We start from the raw sequence: 7,031 nt of genomic DNA, 5'->3' as shown, positions 1-7,031 counted from the left end.
GTTCCGGGGGGGTGGGGGGGGGGGGCTGGGGGGGGGGGGCACGCGGGCGGGGCCGACCCCCCACGCGCGGGGGCGAGCGGGGGAGGGGTCAGGGGCCGATGCGGGTGAAGGTGAAGACGTCGCCTTGGACGGGCAGGGCCTCGATCCGGCCCGGCTCCCCGGGATCGGCGACGGTCCAGGCGGCGCCCTGCGGGCTGATGATCCGGTAGGCCTTCGGGGTGTCGGCGACCGGGGCCAGCTCCCACTCGACGGCGTCCGCCTGGTCGATGAGGAAGGTGACGACCGGCCCGGCGGGCTTGCGGTCCTCGACCCCGGCCGGAGCGCCCTTGGAGTAGAGGTTGTAGCGGCCGTTGGGGAGCGCTTCGACGATCCAGATGGCGTCCTGGTCCTCGGTGCCGTGGAAGACGGCCTTCGGGGAGAGGTCCTTGGTTTCGAGGAGAGCGCGGCCGACGAGGGCGGTACCGGCGGTGATGACGTGGAGGCCGGAGTCCAGTCGCGTCATGACTGTCATTCCTTCCGTGTGCGGCGGATTGGCATGACAGTTGTACGGGGCGGGCGGGGCCCGGGAGTTGGGGTCGGGGCGGTGTTCACCCGATCGGGGGCGGACGACTGGCGCGGGGGAGGGGCAGGCTGGTTGGGTACGCCCCCTCGCACGGGCAGGGAGGTGCTCCGGGCGGCAGGTTCGGCGCTCCGAGGCGCGGCCGCTGTCGGTGGGTGCGGCTAACGTGGGCGTGTCGTGGGCAGTTGGGCCGATAGTGGGGGACCGATGGAGAACACGCCGGACCACGGCCGGACCGTACGGAACGGTTCGCTCGCGATGATCGCCCTGGGGGTCCTGCTGTTCGTCCTCAGCCTGGTCTATCTGATACCGCACGACATGGGCGTGACATCGGCCCTCCGCAGCAGGGGCATCCACGCCTCGGCGGTCGTCACCGAGTGCGCGGCAGTGGCCAACCCGCAGGACAACCCGGCGGGCAACGCCGACTGCCGGGTGCGGTTCACGACGTCCGAGGGGGCATCCGTCGAGACCGGGCTGGCCTACGTCACCGACACCGTGAAGGAACGGGACACCGTGACGGTGGTGTACGACCCCCGGCACACCGAGACCGCCGCCCTTGCTTCGAGCATCGGCTTCTGGAACTCGCTGGGCCGCAACGTCCTCGATGTGGTCGCACTGGTCGCGTCGGTGGTCATGACCCTGGTGGGCCTCGCGGTCCATGTCGTGTACCGCCGGTTCACCCGGGCACGGAGGCGGTCGGAAGTGGCGTGACGGTCCGAGAAATCGCGCGAGAGGGCCGGGGGGCTTCGTTGAGGATGGCCGCCATGACTGATGTGATCGAATCCCCTCGGGCCGACGACGCCGCCCGTCTGGGCCCGCTGCAGCTGAGAGTGTGGCTGGAGACCTATCCCCGCGCGGACGCGGGGATCGACGAAGCCTGGATCCGGGAGCACCGTGGCTCCTCCGCGACCGTGGAGGGGGTCGCCCAGTGGCGGGAGTTCATCGAGGCGGCCGAGAGGCAACCGGACCTGCTGTTCTGCCGTGTCGTCCGCTCCGGGACGGACATCCTCGGGTTCCTGTGCGGCCGCCGGGACGAGGAGGTCACCCTCGGGCCGATGTACCTGCTGGACGAAGCCCAGGGCCGGGGCATCGGCGGCCGGTTGATGGACGAGTTCCTCGCCTGGGCGGGGAGCGCGCCCATGCGCCTGTGGGTCACCGACTACAACGAGCGCGCGATCCGCTTCTACCGACGGTACGGATTCCGGGCCACGGGCGAGCGGGAGCTCTGGCGGGGGAGACTGCCGAACATCCGCATGACCCGCGACGCCGCGTCGAGTAGCGATCCCAGCTGAGTTCCTGGGCCCCCTCGCCTGGGGAGGGCGAGGGGGCCGTGAACGTCAGGCGTGGTGGTCGAATTCGCCGGCCTTGGTGGCGTGGAGGAGGGCGGCGAGGGCGGTGGGGGTGGTGCGGAGGATGGTGTGGCCCTCGTCGGACTCGCGGAGTTCGACCAGACCGTCGGCCCTGCGGACCTCAACGCACATCTCGCCAGAGCTGCTGAAGGACGACTTCTGCCATTGATTCTGAGACATCTCGGCCTCCGGGTTGGGTGGTCGATCGTACGCCCCCTCGCTCGGTGGAGCCAGGGGGCGTGGGGTGGAACTGTTAGGCGTGGTGGTCGAATTCGCCGGCCTTGATGCCGTGGAGGAGGGCGGCAAGGGTGGTGGGGGTGGTGCGGAGGATGGTGTGGGCCTCGTCGGACTCGCGAAGTTCGACCGCTCCGCTCGCTGTGCGGACCTCCACACAGTTCTCGACGTTGCCGCTGAGTGAGGACTTCTGCCACTCGGTGTCGGTCATGTCGGCCTCCTGGGCTGAGTGGCCGATGGTACGTCCCCTCGCCCGGGGAGGGCGAGGGGACGCGAAGGGTCAGGCGTGGTGGTCGAATTCGCCGGCCTTGGTGGCGTGGAGGAGGGCGGCGAGGGTGGCGGGGGTGGTGCGGAGGATGGTGTGGCCCTCGTCGGACTCGCGAAGTTCGACCGCTCCGCTCGCTGTGCGGAGCTCAACGCAGTTTTCGGCGTTTCCGCTGAACGAGGACTTCTGCCACTCGGAGTCGGTCATCATGGGCCTTTCATAGGGTTCGTGCGACCTTGCGGATCAGATCGCGGGAGCCAGCCTCGTTCAGGGCAGCCGATTCGATGCGGTCGAAGATGTGGCGGTAGCTGGTCAGCTCGCTGACAGCATCGAGGTATTCAGTGCTGTGGGAAGACTCCCGCTCAACGGTGTCAAGCTCAGGGACGGCGCCGAACGCATAGGTGAGGCTTTCGACGGCCCCTGGGAAGGTGTCGATGTCGAACGGTACGACTCGGATGGTCATCCAGGGCAACTCGGAGTCTTCAAGGAGGGAGGAAAGCTGCTCCTTGAGGATCTGGCTACCGCCGAACCGTGTCCGCAGCACCGATTCGTAGATGAAGAAGGTCACCGGCTTCGGGTCGCGGCGAAGGTCGGCTTTGCGTTGCATCCGGAACGCGGTACGGGTCTCCAGCTCATGCCGGGGAAGTGGAGGGATCACACGCCCGAATACGGAAGCGGCGTAGCTGAGGGTCTGGCAGACGCCAGGCATGTGGGTGAGGACCCACAACATGAACTCGCGGGAGGTCTTCTCCAGCTCAGCGTTTTCGAGGATTCCGTCCGGGACGGTACCTCGGTACTCCTCCCACCAGCCTTTCGAGCGGTCCTGGATCATCGATTCCAAGGCGTCGATCAACGGCTCGTTCATACACTTGCAGGCGGCGGCGAAGGATCGGAGCCGCTCGGGACTCACACCAACCTTGGCCGCTTCTATCTGGCTGACCTGAGTCCTGTCGATGCCGAGGGCTCTGCTCAGGTTTCCGGTCGACAGCCCTGCGGCGTCGCGCATCTTCCGAAGCTCGGTCCCGATGCGGCGTTGACGGATTGTTGGGTTGAGTCGTGGCGGCATTGGTTCCTTCCTTGCCGGTGTGCCTCAAGTCTGCCGCGCTGGCGTGCGCGGGGTCCACTTGAGGATGAACCTATCCAGATTTGGGATCACATGTGATGTCGCTGGGGTATGGTCGGTCTTACCTCGGTCCGACGGATCGTCAGTAATGCCTGCTAGCAAGCACCGCAGAGCAGCCACGTCCATCCACCTACTTGGCCTGGCCTTGCTCACGGCGACATGTGTTCCGCCGGTTCTTCCCTCACTCACGCCTCGGGAGAAGTCCCATGCGTCACCTCAATACGCCCACCTTCGCCCTCACCCGCCAGTCCCTCCGGGACGCGATGGTCCGCTCCGGGTGGCAGCCCTCCGCCACCTTCGACGCCGAACTCGCCCTCGGTGAGCTCCTCGTCAACGCCTGGCGGCACGGCGGCACCCCCGCCCCGATCATCCAGATCCTCTTCCTCGGCACCGTCCTGCGCGTCTCCGTCTCCGACGAGAGCCCCCTCTCCCCGAACCCGCAGGCCCCGCCCCTGCTCGCCGAGTCCGGCCGGGGGCTCCAACTCGTCGCCGGCCTGACCCACCGCTGGGGCGTCGACCCCCAGGAGCACGGCAAATCGGTCTGGTTCGAGCTGGAGAAGGACGCGGCCTGATGATCTACCGCCCCCTCCCGCAGCCGATGCTGCCGACGGACCACCGGATCCGCTACTACACCCACGACCACATCCGCTCCCTCCTGGACGAAGTCGACGACCGGGGCCGCGAGTTCGGCCTCATCTTCCCCACCCTCAACACCAAGAGGACCCCGGACGACCGCGTCCTCGTCCGCTTCGGCACCGCGCCGGCCTCCACCCTCCTCAACCTCCTCACCCTGCTCCTGGCCGCCGAGCGCAGGACCAGGTGAGGTTCCTGGTCGGGACGGCCTTCGCCGTCCTCCTCGCCCTCGCCTTCGTGACCGTCGCCCTGGGCGTCGTCACCGCCCTCCGCGCCACCCCGCCCGACGAGGACGGCTGACCGCGCCGCCCCTCCGCCCGGCAGCAGCCCCCTCTGCCCGGCCGCCGACCCCCGCCGCCTGTGCGCCGGGGGTTGCGGCACGATGTATCCCATGCACTCCGACTCCGACCGCTACGCGCCGCCGACCACGCTCCCCGGGCTCCTGCAACGCGGCCGGGGCCAAGGCGTGTTGCTGGCCGCCGAGGACCGGACGTCGGTGGCCGGACTCGTCCACGGCTGCATCCGCTGGGACTGGCGCTGGGACTCGCAGGTCGACGACCGGCACCTGTACCTCGCCCGCCTGATCCGGGACCTCGAACTCCCGGTCGGGCCCGTGGTCGAGATGGCGACGGCCCAGGACGAGGACACCCGCGACCGGGCCACCTGTGTGCTGGAGCTGCTGGTGCTCGCCGGCTCGGCGGATGCCCGGGCGGCGCTGCCGGACTTCGTCCCGGACGAGGACGCCGACGAGCCGCCCGCGCACCACCCGGTGCACCGCCCGGATCCGTACCCGGAACGGGACAGCGCCGGCCTGCTGGCCCTGCTGCGCGATCCGGCGGCCTCCGAGAGCGCCAAGGCCTCCGCTCTCCGCGCCCTCTCGCTCCGCCCGCCCGAGCCCGCGCTGATCCCGCTGGTCCCCGGGCTCGGCGCCGCCGACGGCACCCGGCCGCTGCCGTACCTGGAGCGGGCCGTCGACCGGCTCGCCGGGCACGCCGCGCCCCCTGCCCGGGAGTGGGCGGCGTCGCCGCACGAGTGGCTCGCCTGGGTCGGCTGCACGGTGCTGGCCGACCACGGCGACGAGAGCGACATACCGACCCTGGTCGCCGCGCTGGAACAGGCGTGGGTGGCCCGGTCCTGGTGCGGCCCGGACACCCTCGCCCGAGGCCTGGCCCGGTTCGGCCCGAAGGCCGCCGACGCCGTCTCCCTGCTGCGCCGCTTCTGGCTCTGCACCCCGCACTCGTACGAGCGCCCCGCCTACCTGGAGGCGCTGGCGGCGATCGGAGCCGCCGGTACGGCCGAAGCCTTCGTCGAGTCGCTCTGGGACTGCGAGGCGAACGCCCGGCTGCTGGGCATCGCGCACGCCCCCGACCGGCCGCACGCGCTGCGCAGGATCGCCGACCTGCGCGACGACCCGATGGAGGACCCGGAGGTCCGCGAGGCCGCCGGGGTACGACTCGCCGGGCAGGCGCGGCGGTGACGGCCGAGGAATCGGACGACGACAGCGTCGCCTACGCGCGGGCGGACACCCTGCTCGGCCTGCTCCAGCGCGGCCGGGGCCTGGGCGCGCTGCGGGCCGCCGAGGACCCCGCGGCCGCCGCCGAAGCCGTCTACGCCTGCGTCCGGACGGACTGGCGCTGGGACTGGCTGGTCGACGAGCACCGCGTCTACCTCGCCCGGCTCCTGCGGGACCTGGAGCTGCCACTCGCCCCGGTGGCCGACACCCTCGCCACGGCCGGGGAGCACGACGCCGTGGAGGCCGCCCGGATCCTCGAACGGCTCGCCCTGTCCGGCTCCGCCGAGGCGCGGGAGATCCTGCGGGCGCACATCCGGGAGGGCACGCACTGGCTGTCCGTCCTGGAGTCGGTGTCCGCCCACTGGCCGGTGGAGTGGTGGGAGGACCTGGGAGGCGCCGCCCGGGCCCGGCTGGGCGGCGACGGCGACCCGACGCCCTGGGCGAAGGCTTGGCAGCACTGGGGCGTGGCCTTCCCCACCCCCGAGCGCCGCCCGCCCAGGCCGGCCCCCCTGGCCGGACTGACCGGCGCGGAACTCCTCGCGGTCGTCGCCGACCCGGCCGCGTCCGACGAGCGCAGGACGGACGCCCTCTACGTCCTCCACCACCACCGCGACCCGGAGCCCGGACTCGTCCCGCTGGTCCCCTCGCTCGGCACCGCCGACGGCCGGCACGCGCTGCCGCTGGTGGGAAGCCTGCTGACCGGGCTCGGCGCCCACGCGATGCCCGCCGCCCGCGACTGGGCCGCCTCCGGCACCCGCTGGCTGGCCTGGGAGGGCCTGCTGGTGCTGGCCGGGCACGGGGAGCCGCAGGACGCCCCCGCCCTGCTCGCCGAGCTGGAACGGGACTGGGCGGACCGCACCTGGTGCGGCCCGATGGCGATGGCGCGGGGCCTGGCCCGGCTGGGCCCCGCCTCGGCCGGGGCCGTCCCCTTCCTGCGCCGCTTCTGGACGCGCACCCCGCACGGGTACGAGCGCCCCTCCTACCTCCGGGCGCTGGCCGCCCTCGACCCCGCCGGGCTGGACGCGGTGCACGCCGAGTCGCTGTGGGACGCCCAGGCCGAGGCCCGGCTGCTGGGCATCACGCACGCCCCGGACGGGCCCGAGGTGACGGCCCGCCTCGGCTACCTGCGCGACGACCCGATGGAGGACCCGGAGGTCCGCGAGGCCGCCGGTGCGCGACTCGCCGGGCGGGCCTGAACGCCCGCCGGGAGCCGGGGCTAGAGTGGACGCGTGAACGTGTAAGTGACGGCCCGGACCCCGCGAGGCGCTCCGGGCCACCTCCATTTCCGGGCCTGACCCGCCCGTGACCCGCACGTTCGCCGGCCCGTCCGACCAGCACCAGAGCCCCCGGAGGCC

General features: G+C 71.8%; 11 protein-coding genes. 6 read left to right on the top strand and 5 right to left on the bottom strand.

The window, feature by feature from the left end:
* Window positions 1–88: 88 nt before the first annotated feature.
* Entirely contained in the window at window positions 89–502 is a 414-nt protein-coding gene (locus ACFQ6N_RS16065; protein WP_380649577.1) for an I66 family serine proteinase inhibitor, read from the bottom strand.
* Between the two features lie 264 nt (window positions 503–766).
* Between ACFQ6N_RS16065 and ACFQ6N_RS16060 the strand changes: the two genes are divergently transcribed.
* The gene (locus ACFQ6N_RS16060) at window positions 767–1,270 is read left to right on the top strand and encodes a DUF3592 domain-containing protein (RefSeq protein WP_380649576.1); all 504 of its coding nucleotides are present in this window, start codon (window positions 767–769) and stop codon (window positions 1,268–1,270) included.
* Between the two features lie 53 nt (window positions 1,271–1,323).
* The gene (locus ACFQ6N_RS16055; RefSeq protein ID WP_380649575.1) at window positions 1,324–1,851 is read left to right on the top strand and encodes a GNAT family N-acetyltransferase; all 528 of its coding nucleotides are present in this window, start codon (window positions 1,324–1,326) and stop codon (window positions 1,849–1,851) included.
* 45 nt (window positions 1,852–1,896) lie between these two features.
* Here the strand turns inward: ACFQ6N_RS16055 and ACFQ6N_RS16050 are convergent, their stop codons facing one another.
* From ACFQ6N_RS16050 to ACFQ6N_RS16035, 4 genes are all read right to left on the bottom strand, one after another.
* On the bottom strand, window positions 1,897–2,088 hold the full coding sequence (locus ACFQ6N_RS16050; RefSeq protein ID WP_380649574.1) for a DUF397 domain-containing protein: 192 nt from the start codon (window positions 2,086–2,088) through the stop codon (window positions 1,897–1,899).
* A 73-nt stretch (window positions 2,089–2,161) separates the two neighbouring features.
* The gene (locus ACFQ6N_RS16045; protein WP_380649572.1) at window positions 2,162–2,353 is read right to left on the bottom strand and encodes a DUF397 domain-containing protein; all 192 of its coding nucleotides are present in this window, start codon (window positions 2,351–2,353) and stop codon (window positions 2,162–2,164) included.
* A 69-nt stretch (window positions 2,354–2,422) separates the two neighbouring features.
* Window positions 2,423–2,617 carry a DUF397 domain-containing protein gene (locus tag ACFQ6N_RS16040; protein WP_380649571.1) on the bottom strand — a complete coding sequence of 65 codons (195 nt, stop codon included), beginning with the start codon at window positions 2,615–2,617 and terminating at the stop codon, window positions 2,423–2,425.
* A gap of 7 nt (window positions 2,618–2,624) precedes the next feature.
* Window positions 2,625–3,473 (bottom strand): helix-turn-helix domain-containing protein, encoded by an 849-nt coding sequence (locus ACFQ6N_RS16035; protein WP_380649569.1) that lies wholly within the window; start codon window positions 3,471–3,473, stop codon window positions 2,625–2,627.
* Between the two features lie 263 nt (window positions 3,474–3,736).
* On the opposite strand from ACFQ6N_RS16035, the gene ACFQ6N_RS16030 reads away from it, so the two are divergent.
* The 4 genes from ACFQ6N_RS16030 (at window position 3,737) to ACFQ6N_RS16015 (ending at window position 6,872) form a co-directional block, all read left to right on the top strand.
* Entirely contained in the window at window positions 3,737–4,102 is a 366-nt protein-coding gene (locus ACFQ6N_RS16030) for an ATP-binding protein (protein ID WP_380647886.1), read from the top strand.
* On the top strand, window positions 4,102–4,353 hold the full coding sequence (locus tag ACFQ6N_RS16025; protein ID WP_380649567.1) for a hypothetical protein: 252 nt from the start codon (window positions 4,102–4,104) through the stop codon (window positions 4,351–4,353). Before ACFQ6N_RS16030 ends, ACFQ6N_RS16025 begins: the two co-directional genes overlap by 1 nt.
* 201 nt (window positions 4,354–4,554) lie before the next feature.
* On the top strand, window positions 4,555–5,640 hold the full coding sequence (locus tag ACFQ6N_RS16020; protein ID WP_380649566.1) for a hypothetical protein: 1,086 nt from the start codon (window positions 4,555–4,557) through the stop codon (window positions 5,638–5,640).
* On the top strand, window positions 5,637–6,872 hold the full coding sequence (locus tag ACFQ6N_RS16015; RefSeq protein ID WP_380649565.1) for a hypothetical protein: 1,236 nt from the start codon (window positions 5,637–5,639) through the stop codon (window positions 6,870–6,872). The genes ACFQ6N_RS16020 and ACFQ6N_RS16015 overlap by 4 nt, the downstream gene beginning before the upstream one ends.
* The last annotated feature ends 159 nt before the right edge of the window (window positions 6,873–7,031 follow it).

Origin of the sequence: Kitasatospora sp. NPDC056446, assembly GCF_042796115.1 — a bacterium.
Classification (GTDB): Bacteria; Actinomycetota; Actinomycetes; order Streptomycetales; family Streptomycetaceae; genus Kitasatospora.
Note: the sequence above shows the minus strand (reverse complement) of the source record. Positions and strands in the feature narration are given on the sequence as shown.